The organism is Pantoea sp. B9002, assembly GCF_013385945.1.
GTDB lineage: Bacteria > Pseudomonadota > Gammaproteobacteria > Enterobacterales > Enterobacteriaceae > Pantoea.
Genome location: NZ_JACAPA010000017.1, coordinates 71,409 through 89,318, shown reverse-complemented (window position 1 = coordinate 89,318; position 17,910 = coordinate 71,409). Strand labels below are relative to the sequence as shown.

General features: G+C 55.6%; 15 protein-coding genes. 13 read left to right on the top strand and 2 right to left on the bottom strand.

Going from position 1 to position 17,910, the window contains the following annotated elements; translation table 11 throughout:
• Nucleotides 1-130: 130 nt before the first annotated feature.
• A complete protein-coding gene (locus HX773_RS11435; RefSeq protein WP_176971584.1) occupies nt 131-949 on the bottom strand; it encodes a DeoR/GlpR family DNA-binding transcription regulator in 819 nt (272 codons plus the stop codon).
• A gap of 376 nt (nt 950-1,325) precedes the next feature.
• On the opposite strand from HX773_RS11435, the gene HX773_RS11430 reads away from it, so the two are divergent.
• From HX773_RS11430 to HX773_RS11400, 7 genes are all read left to right on the top strand, one after another.
• Complete coding sequence (locus HX773_RS11430; protein WP_176971583.1) at nt 1,326-2,123, top strand: GolD/DthD family dehydrogenase; 798 nt, start codon at nt 1,326-1,328, stop codon at nt 2,121-2,123.
• Between the two features lie 63 nt (nt 2,124-2,186).
• On the top strand, nt 2,187-3,122 hold the full coding sequence (locus HX773_RS11425) for a D-ribose ABC transporter substrate-binding protein (RefSeq protein WP_101764600.1): 936 nt from the start codon (nt 2,187-2,189) through the stop codon (nt 3,120-3,122).
• Nucleotides 3,123-3,164: 42 nt separating this feature from the next.
• Nucleotides 3,165-3,776, top strand: a complete 612-nt coding sequence (locus HX773_RS11420) for a DUF2291 family protein (protein WP_176971582.1) — start codon at nt 3,165-3,167, stop codon at nt 3,774-3,776.
• Between the two features lie 10 nt (nt 3,777-3,786).
• Nucleotides 3,787-5,319, top strand: a complete 1,533-nt coding sequence (locus HX773_RS11415; protein WP_176971581.1) for a sugar ABC transporter ATP-binding protein — start codon at nt 3,787-3,789, stop codon at nt 5,317-5,319.
• Between the two features lie 20 nt (nt 5,320-5,339).
• The gene (locus tag HX773_RS11410; protein WP_101764597.1) at nt 5,340-6,407 is read left to right on the top strand and encodes an ABC transporter permease; all 1,068 of its coding nucleotides are present in this window, start codon (nt 5,340-5,342) and stop codon (nt 6,405-6,407) included.
• Nucleotides 6,408-6,418: 11 nt separating this feature from the next.
• Nucleotides 6,419-7,216, top strand: coding sequence for a glucose 1-dehydrogenase (locus HX773_RS11405; RefSeq protein WP_176971580.1), 798 nt, complete (start codon nt 6,419-6,421; stop codon nt 7,214-7,216).
• Between the two features lie 187 nt (nt 7,217-7,403).
• A complete protein-coding gene (locus tag HX773_RS11400) occupies nt 7,404-8,840 on the top strand; it encodes a YchO/YchP family invasin (protein WP_176971579.1) in 1,437 nt (478 codons plus the stop codon).
• Between the two features lie 90 nt (nt 8,841-8,930).
• On the opposite strand, the gene HX773_RS11395 is transcribed toward HX773_RS11400, so the two are convergent.
• Nucleotides 8,931-10,004 carry a porin gene (locus tag HX773_RS11395; protein ID WP_277975544.1) on the bottom strand — a complete coding sequence of 358 codons (1,074 nt, stop codon included), beginning with the start codon at nt 10,002-10,004 and terminating at the stop codon, nt 8,931-8,933.
• A gap of 876 nt (nt 10,005-10,880) precedes the next feature.
• Between HX773_RS11395 and HX773_RS11390 the strand changes: the two genes are divergently transcribed.
• From HX773_RS11390 to spy, 6 genes are all read left to right on the top strand, one after another.
• On the top strand, nt 10,881-12,101 hold the full coding sequence (locus HX773_RS11390; RefSeq protein WP_176971578.1) for an aspartate aminotransferase family protein: 1,221 nt from the start codon (nt 10,881-10,883) through the stop codon (nt 12,099-12,101).
• Nucleotides 12,098-13,129 carry an arginine N-succinyltransferase gene (astA, locus tag HX773_RS11385; protein ID WP_176971577.1) on the top strand — a complete coding sequence of 344 codons (1,032 nt, stop codon included), beginning with the start codon at nt 12,098-12,100 and terminating at the stop codon, nt 13,127-13,129. Before HX773_RS11390 ends, astA begins: the two co-directional genes overlap by 4 nt.
• Nucleotides 13,126-14,592 (top strand): succinylglutamate-semialdehyde dehydrogenase, encoded by a 1,467-nt coding sequence (astD, locus tag HX773_RS11380; RefSeq protein ID WP_176971576.1) that lies wholly within the window; start codon nt 13,126-13,128, stop codon nt 14,590-14,592. Before astA ends, astD begins: the two co-directional genes overlap by 4 nt.
• Complete coding sequence (gene astB / locus HX773_RS11375) at nt 14,592-15,920, top strand: N-succinylarginine dihydrolase (protein ID WP_176971575.1); 1,329 nt, start codon at nt 14,592-14,594, stop codon at nt 15,918-15,920. Before astD ends, astB begins: the two co-directional genes overlap by 1 nt.
• Nucleotides 15,921-15,965: 45 nt before the next feature.
• Entirely contained in the window at nt 15,966-16,961 is a 996-nt protein-coding gene (astE, locus tag HX773_RS11370; RefSeq protein ID WP_176971574.1) for a succinylglutamate desuccinylase, read from the top strand.
• Nucleotides 16,962-17,346: 385 nt separating this feature from the next.
• Complete coding sequence (spy, locus tag HX773_RS11365; RefSeq protein WP_137385657.1) at nt 17,347-17,844, top strand: ATP-independent periplasmic protein-refolding chaperone Spy; 498 nt, start codon at nt 17,347-17,349, stop codon at nt 17,842-17,844.
• Nucleotides 17,845-17,910 lie beyond the last annotated feature (66 nt).

The following is a 17,910-nucleotide window of genomic DNA, read 5'->3' as shown; positions in this document are numbered from 1 at the left end:
TTTGCCCTCACCCTAACCCTCTCCCACACGTGGGAGAGGGAACCGTTCGCAGAATATGTGAATATTGCACGGTTTTCCCCCTCGCCCGCTTGCGGGAGAGGGCCGGGGTGAGGGACAGCGCGCACCGCACCTACACCGCGCGCTTCTGCGCCAACGCCAATTGCGCCACCAACACCTGCACACCTAACGCCTCAAACGCCGCGACCTGCGCCGGAGAAATGCCGCTATCGGTAATCAGATAGTGAATATGGCTCCAGTCGCACGGCAGCGCGAACATCGACACCTTATCGATCTTGCTGGAATCCGCCACCACATACACGCTGTTGGCTGACTTGATCATCGCCATTTTCACCTTGATATCGGTCTCGCTGGGAAAGCTCAAACCGAGACGCGGCGAGATACAGGCCGTGGCAAGAAACAGCTTCTCCGCCAGTACGTTTTCGAAAAACGAGGCGGCTTTCTCACCCGAAGTCGAAAGCGTCGGGAATTTAAAAGTGCCGCCGGTCAGCAAAATGTTGATGCCCGGCTCACCGCCCAGCTTCAGCGCAATATTCACCGCCGTGGTGATCACCGATAAACGACGAATATGGCTGATCGCCTCGGCAATCGCCGTGGTGGTGGTACCGGAATCGAAAATCACCGTGTCGCCATTTTCCACATGCTGCGCGGCAAGGCGGCCTATTGCCTGTTTTTCTTCAAGATGTGTTTGACGCTCCAGCAACATCGCGCCGGTATTCTGCTTGCCGGTCATCAGCGTGGCGCCGCCGTGATAACGCTGCACGTGCCCCTCTTGCTGCAACATGCGCAGGTCGGTGCGAATGGTGGCTTCGGTCAGGCCGAAAGTATCGGTCAGCGCTTTAACCGTGACGGTGCCGTCTTCGCGGATCATCTCCAGAATCTTCTCACGGCGCTGCTGCATATCTGCCAGCTGCTCAGTTTTGCTTTTCAATCGAAATGCTCCCTTTTTCCAATCACGGTCTGGTTTCGCCAAAAAGGAAACCCGAGCTGATTTTACTCTGCGTTTTGGGCATTTGCGAGGCAGCTTCCAGAAACAATCATTTTCGAATGAAAATCATCATCCGCTATGCGATTGATTTCGCAGAGAGCGCTCAGCAGCTCTCTCCATATTCTGAATTCATGTATTTATGCAAAGTTAATAAAATCATGATGATAATTTTTATTGCTGCGATTTGTATGAAATTTGATCTCCTCCACAAACCATTATTAATCGATAGCTTATATTTTTGTTCGAAAATGATATTTGCAAAAACGATAACCCGGCCAGCAGTAACCAGCGCCACCGTACACCATTATGGAGAGAGACGATGAGTGGGGAATATGACGTTAACCTGCGCTACGGCGTGAACATTGAGCAGGATTTAACCGGCAAAGTGGCGGTGGTCACCGGCGGGCTGGGCGGGATTGCGATGGCCAGTAACGCCATGCTGCTGGAGAAGGGCGCACGGCTGGCGCTGCTCTATCCGCCATTCGAAAGCGACAAAGTGGCTGGCGTGCAGGATCAGTTTGCTGCCGATCGCGTGCTGCTGGTGTGCTGCGACGTGACCGATCCGGCGTCGGTTGAAGCGGCATTTGATCGCGTCGAACAGCATTACGGTCAGATTAATATCCTGGTGAACTGCGCGGGCTACGTGATGTTGCAACCGGTGTTAGAAACCGATTTTGCCGAGTGGCAAAAGCAGATCGACGTCAATCTCACCGGTCCTTTCCTCTGCTCGCAGGCGGCCGGAAAACGCATGGTGCGCGCCGGTAACGGCGGCAAGATCATCAACATCGCATCGCAGGCCGCTTCCATCGCTATTGATAACCACGTTGCCTACACCTCCGCCAAAGCCGGTCTGCTCGGCATGACCAAAGTGATGGCCAAAGAGTTCGCTCCCTATCGCATCAACGTCAATACCTTATCGCCCACCGTGGTGCTGACGCCGATGGGTGAAAAAGCCTGGCGCGGCGAGAAGGGCGAGCAGATGAAAAAGCTGATCCCGCTGGGACGCTTTGCCTATACCGACGAAATCGCCGCCGCGGTGCTGTTCTTCGCCAGCAACGGCAGCGACATGATCACCGGCGCAGATTTGATGATCGACGGTGGCTTTACCATCTGGTAAGCCGCGCCAACACCAGAACGGCTGACCCTGCGTGACCCAATATAACAATGAGAGAACCTCACCATGAAAAAACGTACCCTGCTGTTAACTGCCATTGCCAGTTGCCTGATCTCCCAAGCCAGTTTCGCTGCCGATAAAGGCACCATCATGATTCTGGTGAACTCGCTGGATAACCCGTATTACGCCTCCGAAGCCAAAGGTGCCAACCTCAAAGCGCAGGAGCTGGGCTATAAAACCAGCGTGCTGTCGCATGGCGAAGATGTGAAAAAGCAAAGTGAACTGATTGATGCCGCCATCGGCAAAAAAGTGCAGGGCATCGTGCTGGATAACGCCGACTCCACCGCCAGCGTCGCCGCGATTAAAAAAGCCAAAGATGCCGGCATTCCGGTGGTGCTGATCAACCGCGAAATCCCGGTGGATGACGTGGCGCTGGCGCAGATCACCCACAACAACTTCCAGGCCGGTTCCGACGTGGCAAACGTGTTTGTCGAGAAAATGGGGGAAAAGGGCAGCTACGCGGAACTCACCTGTAACCTCGCCGACAACAACTGTGTTACGCGCTCCAAATCCTTCCACCAGGTGCTCGATCAATATTCCGACATGAAAAGCGTGGCGCGTCAGGATGCCAAAGGTACGCTGATTGACGGCAAACGTATCATGGACAGCATTCTGCAGGCGCATCCGGATGTGAAAGGCGTGATCTGCGGTAACGGTCCCGTTGCGCTGGGCGCCATCGCGGCACTGAAAGCCGCGGGCCGTAACGACGTCATCGTGGTCGGCATTGATGGCAGCAATGATGAACGTGACGCGGTGGAAAAAGGCGACCTGAAAGCCACGGTGATGCTGCAGGCGCAAGCCATCGCCGCGCAGGGCGTGACCGACCTCGACAACTTTATTCAGAAAGGCACCAAGCCTGAGAAGCAGCGCGTGATGTTCCGCGGCATTCTCATCACGCCAGACAACGCCAAAGGCGTGCAGGACTTTAACTTCAAGTCGTAATCAATGCGGTGCGCCCGTTTATCGGGCGCCCAGGAGAATGTGATGCACAGACGACTCTGGTTACTGCTTCCTGTCGTGATCCTTAGCGGTTGCCGCATTGTGTCGCAGCAGGAGCTGGCCGACCTGAAAAATCCTCCCAACGCCAACATGGGCAACATCGCGCAGATGTGGCAGCAAAAGCTGGTGCCGCAAGTTGCTCATGAAGCCAAACCGCTGGCAGAACTGATGAAGTCGCTGCAGTCGGCAAAAGATTTTGACAGCGCCTGTAAAACCTACGGCTATCGCAGCCAGGAAGAGAATCCCTGCGTATTCAGCGTCAGCCTGAACGGCGAAATCACGGCGGTAAATACCACGTCGCGCAGCGGCAAGATGACGCTGAAAGAGGCGTCCGGTGCCAGCGTCACGGTGCAAACCGGGCCGATTATTCGCGGCACGGCGTTGCGTGATGCTTATAAAGGCGCCAGCTATCAGGACTTCAACGATCAGGTGATGTTTGGCGATTTTGGCCGCACCATCAATCAGCAGGCATCCGACATGATGCAGGCGTTCAAGCCGAAAGTGGGCGACAAAGTGGTGATTGCTGGCGTGTTCAGCAGTTGGGACATTCCGCAGCAGGCGCCTGATATCACTCCGGCGCAAATCACCCGGCAATAAGGAGAGGGCTATGTCGCAAATCCCGCCCGACGGGCCGCTGGATGTGATTATTGAAACCCGCAACGTGTCGCGCATCTATCCCGGCGTCACCGCGCTGGATCAGGTCAACTACCGCGTCTATCGCAACAAAGTTAACGTGTTGATCGGCGAAAACGGTGCCGGCAAATCCACCATGATGAAAATGCTGGCTGGCGTGGAGATCCCCTCATCCGGCGAGATTCTGCTGGACGGCGTAGCGGTGTCGCTGAGCTCCACGCATCAGGCGGAAAAACAGGGCATCAGCATTATTTTTCAGGAGCTGAACCTGTTTCCCAACATGAATGTGATGGACAACATCTTCATGGCCAATGAGTTTTTCCAGCGCGGGGTGATCAACGAGAAGTATCAATATTCGCTCGCCAAAGCGTTGCTGGAACGGCTGGAGCTGGATGTCGATCCCTACGCACCGCTGGCTGAACTCGGTATCGGCCATCAGCAGCTGGTGGAGATCGCCCGCGCGCTGTCAAAAGACACGCGCGTGCTGATCATGGATGAACCGACCAGCGCACTCAGCCAATCAGAAGTGAAAGTGCTGTTCAACGTCATCGACCAGCTTAAACGGCGTGGCGTCACCATTATCTATATCTCACATCGGCTGGAAGAGCTGATGGAGATTGGCGATCACATCACCATCTTCCGCGACGGACGCTTTATCAGTGAACGCGAAGTCCGCGACGCCTCGATTCCGTGGATCATCGAGCAGATGGTGGGCGACAAGAAGAAACATTTCGATTACCAACCGGCGACGCAGGGCGAAACGGTACTCAGCGTCAACGGGCTGACCGCGCTGCATCAAAACGGCGGCTACAAGCTCAATGATGTCTCTTTCTCGCTGCGCAAAGGCGAAGTGATTGGTATCTACGGCTTGCTGGGCGCCGGGCGCACCGAGTTGTTTAAAGGGCTGATTGGCATGATGCACTGTCAGTCGGGCAGCGTCAGTCTGAACGGCGAAGCGCTGGAGAAACGCAGCTTCCAGCAGCGACTGAAAAAAGGTATCGCGCTGGTGCCGGAAGATCGTCAAACCGAAGGCGTGGTACAGCTGATGTCGATCACCGCCAACATGACGCTTAGCGATCTCAGTCTGCGGGGTTTCCGCCGCTGCTGGCGCAAACTCAATCCGCACAACGAGCAGCGGCGCGTGGATGAAATGATTGGCCATCTCGCCATTAAGGTCAGCGATCCCGAACTGCCAATCACCTCCTTGAGCGGCGGCAATCAGCAAAAAGTGGTGCTGGGCAAAGCCCTGATGACCGGGCCGCAGGTGGTGCTGCTGGATGAGCCAACGCGCGGCATTGATGTGGGCGCCAAAACCGACGTTTATCACCTGATTGGCAACCTGGCGCAGCAGGGATTAGCGGTGATGTTCTCCTCCTCCGAACTGGATGAAGTGATGGCGCTGGCTGACCGCATACTGGTGATGGCGGATGGTCGCATCACCGCCGATTTACCGCGCGCGGCGGCCACGCGCGAAGCCCTGATTAGCGCCTCAACGCCACATGATTGAGCCCGCTGGAGAGTAAAACGATGAATCAAAAATACCTGATCTACATGTACCTGCTTAAGGCGCGCACCTTTATTGCCTTACTGATCGTGGTGAGTTTCTTCAGCTTTATGGTGCCTAACTTTCTCACCACCTCCAACCTGCTGATCATGACGCAGCATGTGGCGATCACCGGCTTGCTGGCGATCGGCATGACGCTGGTGATTTTGACTGGCGGCATCGATCTTTCGGTCGGGGCGGTAGCGGGCATATGCGGCATGGTGGCGGGTGCGCTGCTCACCAACGGCGTACCGCTGTGGGGCGGCAACGTGCTGTTCTTCAATGTGCCTGAGGTGATTCTGGTGGTGGCGCTGTTCGGCGTAGCGCTGGGATTGATTAATGGCGCGGTGGTGACGCGACTCGGTGTAGCGCCGTTTATCTGTACGCTTGGCATGATGTACGTGGCACGCGGCGCCGCGCTGCTGTTCAACGACGGCAGTACCTACGCCAACCTCGTCGGCACGCCAGCACTCGGCAACACCGGCTTCGCCTTGCTCGGTTCGGGTTCGATATTGGGCGTGTATATCCCGATATGGATGATGCTCGGCTTCCTGTTGCTGGGTTTGTATCTGACGCGCAAAACGCCGCTTGGTCGATATATCTACGCCACCGGCGGCAACGAATCGGCGGCGCGCCTGGCGGGTGTGCCGATTATCAAGGTCAAAGTGTTTGTCTACGCCTTTTCCGGCTTGTGCGCCGCGCTGGTCGGTTTGATTGTGGCGTCGCAGCTGCAAACCGCGCACCCGATGACCGGCAACATGTTCGAGATGGACGCCATCGGAGCCACGGTGCTGGGCGGCACGGCGCTGGCGGGCGGACGCGGTCGCGTTTCAGGCTCGATTATCGGCGCTTTTGTCATCGTATTCCTCGCCGATGGCATGGTGATGATGGGCGTCAGCGATTTCTGGCAAATGGTGATTAAAGGCTTAGTGATTGTCACTGCGGTGGTGATCGACCAGTTCCAGCAAAAATTACAAAGTAAGGTGGTGCTGCTGCGCAGACATGAAAAAAAGCAGCAATCGGCCGCCCTGCCTGAAGCGACACATGGATAACAGGAGGCAATATGACACGCGATTTTAGTGGAAAGACGGTGGTGATTACCGGCGCATGCCGCGGGATTGGCGCGGGCATTGCGGCGCGCTTTGCCCGCGACGGGGCGCGCCTGGTGATGGTGTCGAATTCGGAACGCGTCTTCACTACCGCGCAGGCCATCGAGCAGCAGTTTGGCAGTGAGGTTCTGGCGCTGCAGGTCGATGTTACCGATGAAACTGAGGTGCAGCAGCTCTATCAAAAGGCAGCTGAGCGCTTTGGCAGCATTGATGTGTCGATTCAAAATGCCGGCGTGATTACCATCGATCGTTTCGATTCGATGCCCAAAAGCGACTTCGAGAAGATCCTCGCGGTGAACACCACGGGCGTGTGGCTGTGCTGCCGCGAAGCGGCGAAATATATGGTGAAGCAGGGCAGCGGAAGCCTGATCAACACCTCGTCCGGTCAGGGACGGCAGGGTTTCATTTATACACCGCACTATGCCGCCAGCAAAATGGGCGTGATCGGTATTACCCAGAGCCTGGCGCTGGAGCTGGCGCCGTGGCATATCACGGTGAATGCTTTCTGTCCGGGCATTATCGAGAGTGAAATGTGGGACTACAACGATCGCGTTTGGGGCGAGATCCTCAGCAGTGATAAAAAGCAGTATGGCAAAGGTGAACTGATGGCCGAGTGGGTGGAAAACATCCCGCTGAAACGCGCAGGACAGCCGGAAGATGTCGCCGGTTTAGTGGCTTTCCTCGCCTCTGACGATGCGCGTTATATCACCGGGCAGACCATCAATGTGGATGGCGGGTTAATCTTCTCCTGATATTCCTCGCAGTTCCGGGTGCCTGACCTGCGCCCGGTTTTACCCTTTATTCAGAGCAGCACTTTCTAATCATTGTCTTAATCAAAACAAGACGGGTCCGGCTTAACGTCAGAATATGCTAGGGTAGACTTATGCAGTTTTGTGAGCCACCTCTAATTCTGAACCGGATCGAACCCTACTTTTAGCTATGTTATCTACTTTGTTATCACTCAAAAGCGTGCGTTATCTCTCTGGTTTTTCACTACTTGCCGCATCCGCGCCTGCGCTGGCGTTGATTTCTGATACTAAACTCGCCGATGCGCCGTTTAGCGATCCCACACGTTTTCAGAAAATGGCCGATCAGTTGCCTGCTTTGGGTTACCAGGATGAAACGGAAGCGTTCAACAAAAAACTGGCGACCATTGCCAAAAGCATTGGCGAAGCCAGCCAGAACAGCACTGAAGACAATTCATTAAGTCAGCAAGCCGGTCTGTGGGCCTTTAATCATTTCCGCGACGAAGTGGGAAATCGACTGGTTAATGAAGGGCAGTCGCTGCTGTCGCCGTATGGCAACGCACAGATCGACTTCAACGTGGATCTCGACGGCAACTTTACCGGCAGCGGCGCCTCGTTGTTGACGCCTTGGGCGGATAACTATCGCTATCTGACTTTTAGTCAGGTCGGATTTCATCAAACCGATGATGGGCTGGTAGGCAATTTCGGCCTCGGCCAACGCTGGATGGCGGGCAAATGGCAACTGGGCTATAACGGCTTTGTCGATCGCATGTTCAGCAGCGGCCAGCAGCGCGCCTCGCTCGGTACCGAAGCGTGGGGCGACTATCTGCGCTTCTCCGCCAACTATTACACGCCGCTATCAGGCTGGCAGGATCGCAATCCTTTCCAGCAGCAGCGAATGGCGCGCGGCTACGATTTCACCACCCAAGGCTATTTGCCGCAGTATCGTCAACTCGGTGCGTCGCTGAGCTGGCAGCAATATCTGGGCGATAACGTCGATCTGTTTAGCTCCGGCAATCGCTACCATAATCCGTCAGCATTAACCTTTGGCGTCACCTACACGCCGGTGCCGCTGGTGACCTTATCCGCCAGCCACAAAACCAGCGACAGCGGTGAGAGCCAGGATCAGCTCGGCTTGCGCCTCAACTATCGCTTTGGCGTGGCGCTCAGCCAGCAGTTGAGTCCGGATAATGTAGCGGCGGCGCACTCGCTGCGCGGCAGTCGCTACGATAACGTGACGCGCAGCTATACGCCGGTGCTGGAATATCGCCAGCGTAAAACGCTGGCGGTATTTCTCGCGACGCCGCCGTGGCAGCTGAATGGCGGGGAAAGTCTGCCGCTGAAACTGCAAATCCGCAGTACCAATCCGATCGCTAAAGTGATGTGGCAGGGCGATACCCAGGCGCTGAGCCTGACGCCGGGTGCCAACCCCAACGATCCGCAGGGTTGGAGCGTGATCCTGCCCGCGTGGGATAGCTCGCCGGGTGCACATAACAGTTATCGCTTGTCGGTGGTGTTAGAAGACAGTAAACAGAACCGCGTCACCTCGAACGAGATCGTCCTGCAATTGCAGCCACCGTTCTCACTGGATCAGGATGTGGATAACCGTTTTGATTTGATGGCGCCGTAATTACCGCGCGGCACTAAAAAAGGGCAGCTTTCGCTGCCCTTTGCGCATATTCAGCCGACACTAGCCGAATAGCCATGAGGGTATTGCAACTTAGAACTGGTAAACCAGACCCACAGCGGTGACATCATCAGTTGGGATGTTCAGCGCATTGTTATCTTTCAGCAGGTTAATCTTGTATTCAGCATACACAGACATGTTTTTGTTGAAGTAGTAGGTACCGCCAACGCCAACGTATTTGAAGATGTCAGCGTCGCCGATACCTTCAATATCTTTGCCTTTAGAAGAGACGTAACCAACAGATGGGCGCAGACCGTTCAGGAACTGGTACTGTGCAACTGCTTCAAAGTTAACCGCTTTGTTAGCAAAGCCACCGGTGATTGGCGTGGCGTTCTGCGTTTCGCCATAGATGGTTGCCAGGTAAATCTGGTTCGCATCGTATTTCAGACCTGCGGTCCAGTGCTGCGCTTTGTCACCGTCACCGCGCGCTGCCAGGTTCTGGGTATTGGTACGATCCAGGCTGGCGTAGGCCGCCAACACGCTCAGACCGAAATCGAAGTCGTAGGAGGTTGACAGCGCATAGCCATCACCATTCGAACGGCGTACTGCAACGCTTGCATCGCTACGATCGTTTTTACCTTCATACTGCGCTGCAAAATTCCAGCCTTTCACCAGACCGAAGAAATCTTTGTTGCGCCAGGTCAGCACGCCACCAGAGCGGCCAGACAGGAACGCATCGGTATAACCGGAATCACCGCCGAAGAATGGCAGCATATCGGTAACGCCCAGCACGTCATAAATCAGGCCGTAGTTACGACCGTAATCGATAGAACCGAACTGACCAAATTTCAAGCCAGCAAAGCCCAGACGGGTTTTGTTACCGGTGTTGGCATCGCTGCCTTCTGAGTTGCTCAGGCTGTACTGATACTGCCACTGACCGTAACCGGTCAGTTGGTCGTTGATCTTGGTTTCGCCTTTAAAACCAATACGGGTATAAGACGAGGTATCACCATTTGACGCTTCGTTATCGGAGAACAGATGTGAAACGTTAATTTTGCCGGTCAGATCCAGCTTGTTGCCATCTTTGTTATAGATTTCGGCGGCCTGAGCCGAAGAAAGTCCCAGCAGTAAAGGCATCACTGCTGCCAGTAAGGAGCGCTTCATCATTTAATTTTTACCCTGTGATATTTTTTAATTTTGTCCCCTTGTTGGGGTGAAAAGAAAATGACACAAAAGGTTCAAGATCGACAGTGCAATATATGTAACCAAATATTTCTCGTTAACTTTTTGTGTGATTTTTAATCTTAAATTCCATTATGTGGAATTTTGTATTGGTTAAACTTATCCATATAGCAAAAGGGAAGATGATGGATTTAATATTTATTGATATGATTTTATTGAATAATTTTAAAATTAAAGATGAGTAAATAAAGTAAGTAGCTTGTTCGTGAAATAGCACAAGCCTATGCATTATTGTTCAATAGCAAATATCTGAATCCAACTAATCATTAGCAGAGTAATTATCGGCTTCATGGCTTTGTGTCTGTTTATTTCTGTTCTGATAATAACCTTGGTCACAAAATGTTATTTAGCTTTTCGCTTAACAATGAACTGGCGAAATAATATTCAATTCAGTGAGGCAAATGTTAAAACCCGATTAATTCACTCCATGCTAAATTTGCACCGCGCTAACACTTTCCTGCACCAATCAGGCACATTGCGCCCCAAAAAAGTGCGGTTATCGCATTAATTTGGCGAAATATTTCCTGCCCGATCACAAAAGCAATATTTCATTTTGCCGATGCATAAATCCGCTAAATAAATTGCTGCTATTCAGCCCGCATCAGACTGATATTCACTTTTTATGCAATTAAAGTGAATATCAGCACCTGTTAAGTTATTGATATTCCGTAGTGATAAGACGGTTATGCATTTTTGCGGCTGGCTGGCACGCTATCTGCAAGATACAGTAGAGCTGCCACTTAACATTTTTAACAATTTCAAAACAAAGGCTTCACTGGGTGTGGAGCAGGAGAAAGGGCTATGTCACTGCAGGTTTCACGTCAGAATTTCGATCAATGGATGATGCCAGTTTATGCACCCGCGGCTTTTGTTCCGGTTCGTGCGGAAGGTTCAACGCTGTGGGATCAGCAAGGCAAAGAGTATATCGATTTTGCCGGTGGCATTGCGGTTAACGCATTGGGTCATGCGCATCCCGCCTTGCAGCAGGCGCTGATCGAACAGGCCGGCAAACTGTGGCATACCGGTAACGGCTACACCAATGAGCCGATCCTGCGTCTCGCCAAACAGTTGATTGATGCCACCTTTGCCGATCGCGTGTTCTTCTGTAACTCCGGCGCTGAAGCGAATGAAGCGGCGCTGAAGCTGGCACGTAAAACCGCACACGACCGTTTCGGTGCCGAGAAAAATGGCATCGTTGCTTTTAATAATGCTTTCCACGGTCGCACGCTGTTTACCGTGACAGCGGGCGGACAACCGGCCTATTCCCGTGATTTTGCGCCGCTGCCGCCAGCGGTCGAACACGCTAATTTCAACGATCTGGCCTCGGCGGCCGCGCTGATCAATGACCAAACCTGCGCGGTGATCGTCGAGCCGATTCAGGGTGAAGGCGGCGTCCTGCCAGCCGATCCCGCTTTCCTGCGCGGACTGCGTGAACTCTGCGATAAACATCATGCGGTGCTTATTTTTGATGAAGTGCAGAGCGGCGTGGGTCGCACCGGTTCGCTGTATGCCTATATGCATTACGGCGTGACGCCGGATGTATTGACCACCGCCAAAGCGCTGGGTGGCGGCTTCCCGATTGGCGCAATGCTGACGCGTGAAGATTTGGCGCAGGTAATGGGCGTTGGCACGCACGGCACTACCTACGGCGGCAACCCGCTGGCGGGCGCAGTCGCGGGCAAAGTGATGGAGCTGATTAATCAGCCGGAATTTATGGCCGGTGTTGCCGAGCGTCATCAATGGTTTGTTACTGCGTTGCAGGAACTGAACAGGCGTCTGCCGGTATTCAAAGAAGTGCGCGGATTGGGGCTGCTGATTGGCGCAGTGCTAAACGACGATTTCGCCGGTAAAGCCAAACAGTTCAACCTCACCGCGGCCGAAGAGGGCGTGATGGTGCTGATAGCAGGCGCCAACGTCGTACGTTTCGCGCCCGCGCTGAACATCAGCGAGCGCGAAGTAAAAGAAGGTTTGGCGCGCTTCGAACGTGCCTGTGAACGCGTGCTCAAAGGAGCCACATCATGATGGTGATTCGCCCCGTCGAACGTGACGATCTCTCGCAGTTGTTGTCGCTGGCGGGCAAAACCGGGGGCGGCTTAACCTCGCTGCCCGCGGATAGCGAAACGCTCAAAGCCCGTATTGAGCGTTCGCTGCTCACCTGGCAAGGCGCATTGCCGCCTGCCGAGCAAGGCTATGTGTTTGTGCTGGCCGATAGCGAGGACAATCGCGCCGTCGGCATTTGCGCCATTGAAGCAGCGGTGGGTTTGCAGGATCCCTGGTACAACTTCCGCGTCGGCACGCAGGTGCACGCCTCGAAAGAGCTGAATGTTTACGCCAGCCTGCCAACGCTGTCGCTCAGCAACGATCACACCGGCAGCAGCGAACTGTGCACGCTGTTCCTCGATCCCGATTACCGCGATGGCAAAAACGGCCATCTGCTGTCGAAATCGCGCTTTCTGTTTATGGCCAACTTCCGCGACCGCTTTATGAAACACGTGGTGGCGGAGATGCGTGGCGTCAGCGATGACAGCGGCCACTCGCCTTTCTGGGACAGCGTTGGCAGCCGCTTCTTCTCGATGGAGTTCAGCAAAGCTGATTTCCTCAGCGGCACCGGGCAGAAAGCCTTTATCGCCGAGCTGATGCCAAAACATCCGCTCTACATTCATTACCTGTCTGAAGCGGCGCAAAAAGTGATTGGCGAAGTCCATCCGAAAACCGCGCCCGCGCGGGCGGTGCTGGAGGCGGAAGGTTTCCGCTATCTCAACTATGTCGACATCTTCGACGGCGGCCCGACGCTGGAGTGCGAAATCGATCGCATCCGTGCCATTCGCAAGAGTCGCCAGTTAACCGCTGAGAGCGGTGAAGCCGATGAAAGCTGGCCGCTGTGTCTGGTGGCCAACGCGGATTACCAGCATTTCCGCGTGGCGCTGCTGCCGGTGGATATGGCATCCGGCACGGTAAAACTGACTGAAAGCCAGCGCGTGGCGCTGCATTGCAACATTGGCGATCAACTGCGTGTGGTCACGCTGTGTCGCGAGGAGAAAAAAGCATGACGCATTTTATTCAAGGTCAATGGGTGACCGGCGGCGCTGACGCCCTGAGCAAACAGAATCCGGTTAGCGGCGAAACGCTGTGGCAGGGCAAAGCGGCATCGGCAGCACAAGTGGCTGCGGCCTGCGAAGCGGCGCGCGCGGCGTTCCCGCAGTGGGCGAGAAAACCGTTTGCGGAGCGTCAGGCGCTGGTGGAAGGGTTTGCCCGTCTGCTTGAAAGCCACAAAACCGCGCTGGCGGAAACCATCGCCCAGGAAACGGGCAAGCCGCGCTGGGAAACGCTGACCGAAGTGCAGGCGATGATCAACAAAATCGCCATTTCGATTAAGGCCTACCACAGCCGCACCGGCGAACAGGCCGACGGCGAGAGTTCGTTGCGCCATCGTCCGCACGGCGTGCTGGCGGTGTTTGGTCCCTATAATTTCCCTGGTCATCTGCCGAACGGCCATATTGTGCCGGCTCTGCTGGCGGGAAACTGCGTGGTGTTTAAGCCGAGCGAACTGACGCCGCTGACGGCGGAGAAAACCGTGCAGCTGTGGCAGCAAGCGGGTTTACCGGCGGGCGTAATGGCGCTGCTGCAGGGCGGTCGTGAAACTGGCCAGGCGCTGGCCAATGTGTCGCAAATTGATGGTCTGCTGTTTACCGGCAGCGCCGCTACCGGCTATCACCTGCATCGTCAGTTCGCCGGACAACCAGAAAAAATGCTGGCGCTGGAGATGGGCGGCAACAATGCGTTGATTGTTGAAGATCCTGCGGATCTCGATGGCGCGGTACATATCGCCATTCAATCGGCCTTTATTACCGCTGGACAGCGCTGCACCTGCGCGCGTCGTCTGCTGGTGAAACGCGGTGCGGCGGGCGATGCCTTCCTGCAGCGTTTGGTTGAGGTCAGTGCGCGCTTGCAGCCTGGCGCGTGGAATGCCGAGCCGCAGCCGTTTATGGGCAGCGTGATTTCACCCGCTGCCGCCGGGCATATTTTTGCCGCCTGGCAGCAGCAGGTGGAAAAGGGTGGGAAAGTGTTGCTCGGCATGCACTGGCCGGATCGCGACAGCGCCATCATCACGCCGGGCATCATTGATGTTACCGAAGTGCATGATTTAGATGATGAAGAAGTTTTTGGCCCGCTGCTGCAGGTGATTCGCTACGACAGCTTCGAGCAGGCGATTGCCATCGCCAATAACACGCGCTATGGCTTGTCGTGCGGTCTGATTTCGCCGCAGCGCGCGCAGTTTGATCAGCTGTTGCTGGAGGCGCGCGCCGGTATCGTTAACTGGAACAAACCGCTGACCGGCGCGGCCAGCACCGCACCTTTTGGTGGCATTGGCGCCTCGGGAAATCATCGTGCCAGCGCGTGGTACGCCGCTGATTACTGCGCGTGGCCAATGGCGTCGCTGGAGAGCCCAAGTCTGGCGCTGCCGGGCAGCTTATCGCCGGGCCTCGATTTCTCCGCGCAGGGAGCGAAATAATGAAAGCGTTTGAAGCGAACTTTGATGGGCTGGTCGGCCTGACACATCATTACGCGGGATTGTCGTTTGGTAACGAAGCCTCGACGCGCAATCAGCTGCAGCCCTCGAACCCGCGTCTGGCGGCGAAGCAGGGCTTGCTGAAGATGAAAGCGCTGGCGGATATGGGCTACGTGCAAGGCGTGATCCCGCCGCACGAACGTCCTAATCTGCCGCTGCTGCGCCAGCTCGGTTTTAGCGGCAGCGATGAGCAGGTGCTGGCGCAGGCAGCGAAGCACGCGCCGCAGCTGCTGTCGGCGGCCAGCTCAGCCTCGGCGATGTGGGTGGCGAATGCCGCCACAGTGTCGCCGTCGGCGGACAGCGCCGATGGTCGGGTGCATTTCACCGTCGCCAATCTGAATAACAAATTCCATCGCGCCATTGAGGCACCTGAAACCGCCGATCTGCTGCGCGCCATTTTCCGTCATCCGCAGCACTTCAGCGTGCACGATGCGCTGCCGCAGGTGGCGCAGTTTGGGGATGAGGGCGCGGCCAATCACAATCGCTTCGGCAGTGATTACGGTGATGTGGGCGTGCAGCTGTTTGTTTATGGCCGTGATGGGCAGCAGCAGGGCGCAACGCCAGCACGTTATCCGGCACGCCAAACGCGGGAAGCCAGCGAAGCGGTGGCGCGCTTGCATCAACTCGATGCGCAGCGCACGCTATTTGCCCAGCAAAATCCAGCGGTGATCGATCAGGGCGTGTTCCATAACGATGTGATTGCAGTGAGCAATCAGCAGGTGCTGTTCTGCCATCAGGATGCCTTTGTGAACCAGCCGCAGTTGCTGAGTGACATCGCCGCCCGCGTTAGCGGTTTCCAGCCGATTGAAGTGCCGCGCGATAAAGTGTCGGTAACCGATGCGGTTAATACCTATCTGTTTAACAGCCAGCTGTTGCAACGCGCCGACGGCGGTATGCTGCTGGTGCTGCCAGAAGAGTCGCGCCAGCATGCGGGCGTGTGGCGTTATCTCACCGAGCTGGTGGAGAGCGGCGGGCCGATTCGTGAACTGAAAGTTTTCGATCTGCGTGAAAGCATGTTTAACGGCGGCGGTCCGGCCTGTTTACGTCTGCGCGTGGTGTTAACCGAAACCGAGCGTCAGGCGCTGAATCCGGCGGTGCTGATGAACGATCGCCTGTTTGCCACGCTCAATGATTGGGTGGATCGCCACTACCGCGATCGCTTAACCCAGGCCGATTTAGCCGACCCGCAACTGCTGCGTGAAGGGCGCGCCGCGCTGGATGAGCTGACGAAGCTGCTAGACTTAGGCAGTGTCTACGCGTTTCAGCGTTAACGCCGGGGTGAGAGGTTCGCCCCACGTCGTTAAAAAGGAGTGAACATGCAGGATTTTTTACAGCAGACCTTGTCTGGTGAGCCGCCACAGCAAAGAGAGGGCAGCAACGATCATCTCAGTTGGCAATGGCATAACGAGGGACTGATGTCCCTTACGCCGCATACGCCCACGCAGCAGGCGCTGGTGCTCTCTGCGGGCATTCACGGCAATGAAACCGCGCCGGTTGAGATTCTCAATCTGTTGCTGACGCCACTGTTAAAAGGCGAGAAGCCGCTGGCGGTGCGCTTACTGGTGATTCTGGGTAATCCCGCTGCATTGCGCAGCGGCAAGCGCTATCAGCAACATGATATCAACCGCCTGTTTGGTGGACGCTGGCAGCAAGTGGCCGATGTGCCCGAAGCGCAGCGCGTGCTGCAGCTGGAACAGGAGCTGGAGAGTTTCTGGCGCGCCTGTCTCGATCATGAAGTGCGCTGGCACCTCGATCTGCATACCGCGATTCGCAGCTCGTATCATGCGCGTTTTGGCGTGATGCCGCTGAATCCCAATCCGTGGCCTGAGGAGTTTATGCACTGGCTGGCGGCGGCAGAAATGGAGGCGCTGGTGTTCCATCGTTCACCGGGCGGCACCTTCACCCATTACAGCTGCGAGCACCATAATGCGGCGAGCTGCACGCTGGAGCTGGGCAAGGCTTTGCCGTTTGGTGAGAACGATTTAAGTCAGTTTGCCGGCGTGCAGCGAGCGCTGGCGGCGTTGCTGTATGGCGATGCCTTGCCGGAGGTGTGTGAACAGCCGCGACATTATCGCGTGGCGCAGCAGCTGACCCGGCACGGCGATAAGTTTGTGTTGCACATGGGGCCGGAGACGCTGAACTTCACCGCTTTCCCGCAGGGCACGCTGCTGGCGGAAGAGGGTGACCGGCGCTACTACGTGCAGCAGGCGCGTGAGTATGTGCTGTTTCCCAATCCGAATGTCGCGCCGGGAATGCGCGCGGGGCTGATGCTGGTGGAGGAGAATGAACAGACGCAGGCGCTGGCGTTGTGATTTTCCCTCACCCTAACCCTCTCCCGCAGGCGGGAGAGGGAACCGATCGAGCTAACATGTGGCAGCGTTTCCCTCTCCCGGTGGGAGAGGGCCAGGGTGAGGGCATCAAAGCGCAGAGGCGTTAAAACCGTCGACATTTCCCTTCCTGAAAACCGACAATACCGTTACACTCCTCCTTAATTCCTGCGTTTTTCCCTTGATTGTCATAAACTTTTTCAATTCCTCACGCATTTCTTCTCTTTCTCTCCATGATTGCCTGATCTCTGTCTTTTATGCTTTCAGGGCTTTACTCAGCCTCTGAGTAGTTGACGTTCGGCGTCGTATGCTTGTTTCCGAAGACGCGACACAGGCTGTCGTCATTAAACTGATAAGTAAGGACAATATTATGCGTAAATTAACTTCTGTGTTCCTGGCTACCGCAATGGCTTTTGGTGCTGCAAATATCGTCCATGCAGCGGCAGACAACCTGACTCCGCCGCCAGCAGGCAGCGAAAAACCGATGCACAAGCCGCCGATGCGCCATCACGGTATGGAGATGATGTTTAAAGGTCTGAACCTGACCGATGCGCAGAAAGCGCAGATTAAAACGATTCTGCGTGATGGACATAAAGAGATGAAACGCCCGTCGCTGGAAGAGCGTCGTGCCGACCATGCCATCATCGCTTCCGATACCTTTGACCGTGCGAAAGCCGAAGCGCAGGCCGAGAAGATGACGGCGAATGCCAAAGATCGTGCGCTGCAGATGATGGAAACCCAGAACAAGATCTACAACGTGCTGACACCAGAGCAGAAGAAACAGTACAACGCGAACTTTGAGAAGCGCTTAACTGAGAAAGGCCCGCACGATGGCAAAACGCCACCACCGCCGGCTGATGCTGAATAAGTTCTTTCGCTAACTGAATAGAGACCGCCGGGGTTGTCCATCGCATCTGATGCTTTGGGCAACCTC